The 1,743-nt window shown below is 80.4% G+C and carries 2 pseudogenes; both read left to right on the top strand.

Going from position 1 to position 1,743, the window contains the following annotated elements:
- Positions 1-510: pseudogene (locus tag ABD317_RS36565) on the top strand (anti-sigma factor); the annotation flags it as partial.
- 161 nt (positions 511-671) lie between these two features.
- A pseudogene (locus tag ABD317_RS36560) lies at positions 672-1,743 on the top strand (trypsin-like peptidase domain-containing protein); the annotation flags it as partial.

The following is a 1,743-nucleotide window of genomic DNA, read 5'->3' as shown; positions in this document are numbered from 1 at the left end:
GCGGGCGCCCCCGCGCGCCGGCGGCCGGGCGGGAGTGTCCTCGACGGCGGCCTGCTGGACGGCGGCGGTGTCCTCGACGGCGGCGTGCTCGACACCGGCCCGGGGTTCCCGATCCACGAGGTCGACCGGCCCGCCGCCGCCCGCGGGCGGCGCTTCGCCTTCGCCGCCGCCGGCGCGGTCTCCTTCGCCGCCCTCGCCCTCGGCGGCGCGCTCCCCATCGAGGCGGCCGTCGACCCTGCCGGCTCCCCGGCGGTCACCCCCGGCGACCGCGGCGTGCCCGCTCGCTACTCGTACGACCCCCGGCTCTCCACCTCCGGCGGCGCGCAGGACGCCGACGAGGTCGAGCCGTACGTCACCCGGAGCGGCACGCTGCAGATGGCCGCCTCCGCGACGGCGGCGACGACCGCGACGCCGCAGCCGCCGCTGCTGTCCGTGGTCGCCGTCACCAAGCCCGCGACGTCCGCGCCGCAGACCGCGCTGAGCGGGATGAACACTCCACCCCCGCGGTGACGGCCCGCGGGGGCGGCCGCCGGGGCCGGCGGCCGTCGCCCCCGGGGCGATGCGCCGGACCGCATGCACCTGATTGAATCGCTGTGCCCGGCGGGTGAGCTTCAAGTGCGGGCCGCCACGCCGGTCCGCGCCCAGTCGCATGCGGAACGTGTGGGGAGAACATGGACCAGGGGAAGCCGAGTTGGTGGGGGCAGGAGCCCGGTGAGCCTCCGCGCGAGGCCGAATCGGACACCGCCGGACCAGCCACCGACTCTGACACCTCCGCGCAGCAGGCCGCCCCGGCGGCCGGGCCGGAGGACGCGGGTCCGCCACCGGGGTACGACCCGGAGGTGGACCAGCTGCGCCGCGTGCGGCGGGCGCTGCGGGAGTGGCGCGACGGCGAGGACGACCACCACGGCAGCGGGAGCCGACCGGAGACGGTCTCCCCTGCGGGGGGCACGGCGGGTGCCGGCGGTTCGGACGTGCCTGGGGTGCGGGGTGCGGATGAAGATGCGGACGGTGCGGGGGAGCAGGGGCGGTGGTACGACGGCGCGGCGGGTGCCGGTGGTTCGGACGTGCCTCCGGTGCGGCGTGCGGATGAGGACGTGGACGTTGCGGGGGAACAGGGTCTGACGCCGGCGAGCGGGCGGTACGGCGACACCGCGGGCGACACCGCGGGACCGGGCGCGGACGCCGGGTCCGGCGACGCCTCGTCGGACCCGTACGCGGGTGCGCCCGCGGCGCCGCCGGCCGAGCCCGCCCCGCCGCAGGCGCCGGGCACGGGGAGCGGGCCGGGGGCGGAGAACGCGGATGCGCGGCCCTGGGAGGTCGGCGTGCGCCCGTACCCGGGTGCCGCGGACACCGGCGCGGGCGGCGCGGCGGGCGGCAGGGAGATACCCGCCGCGGTGTCCGCCGTCGCGGGCGCCCGGGCCGGCCGGGCCGCCCTGCCGCAGCGCGATGCGGGGGACGACGAACGAGACGACGTACGGGACACCTCCCCCGGGACCCCGGGGGAGGGCGCAGGCGGCCCGCAGGACGCCGCAGGGCCCGCGCAGACGCCCGAACGCGCGGCGGGCGACCCGGCGCCCACCCCCGGCCCGGACGGGCCCGCCGAGGCGCCGGAAGAGGCTCCGGCGGCCGCGGCGCCCGTCGAGGACGACGACACCACGCAGCTCGCCGCCATCTCCGACTCCGACCCGCCGCCCCCCACCGGCGTGCCGGGCCCGCGCCGCCCCGGGCCCGACGCGCCGGCCG

The organism is Streptomyces synnematoformans (assembly GCF_039531005.1).
GTDB classification, from domain to species: Bacteria; Actinomycetota; Actinomycetes; order Streptomycetales; family Streptomycetaceae; genus Streptomyces; species Streptomyces synnematoformans.
Note: the sequence above shows the minus strand (reverse complement) of the source record. Positions and strands in the feature narration are given on the sequence as shown.